Origin of the sequence: Psychrobacter sp. 16-MNA-CIBAN-0192 (assembly GCF_040309565.1) — a bacterium.
Lineage (GTDB): Bacteria > Pseudomonadota > Gammaproteobacteria > Pseudomonadales > Moraxellaceae > Psychrobacter.
This window is the reverse complement of record NZ_JBEOOX010000049.1, coordinates 1-430: the sequence shown is the minus strand read 5'-3', so window position 1 is coordinate 430 and position 430 is coordinate 1. Positions and strand designations below refer to the sequence as shown.

General features: G+C 48.1%; 1 protein-coding gene. It reads left to right on the top strand.

What is annotated here, in order from left to right; genetic code table 11:
- On the top strand, positions 1-430 hold a 430-nt coding region (locus tag AAEY78_RS12300; protein ID WP_352339628.1), incomplete at both ends, for a beta-eliminating lyase-related protein.

Below are 430 nucleotides of genomic sequence, written 5' to 3'. Positions count from 1 at the left end.
GCCTACAAGACCAACTCAAAGCCATTACTGGTTTTGATGATGTGTCTATGCAGCCAAACTCTGGTGCGTCAGGTGAATATGCTGGCCTACTGGCGATTCGCCGCTATCATGAATCATTGGGCGAGACCAATCGTGATGTCTGTCTCATTCCAATGTCAGCGCACGGTACCAACCCTGCGACTGCCATGATGATGGGCATGCAAGTCGTCGTGGTCAAAACGGATGAAAATGGCAACGTTGATATCGAAGATTTGACCGCTAAATGTGAAGAGCATAGCGCCAATCTAGGTGCATTGATGATTACTTACCCGTCGACGCATGGTGTATTCGAAGAAGGTATCCGTCATATTTGTGATTTGATTCATAAGCATGGCGGCCAAGTCTATATGGATGGTGCCAATATGAATGCGCAGGTCGGCATGATGCAGCC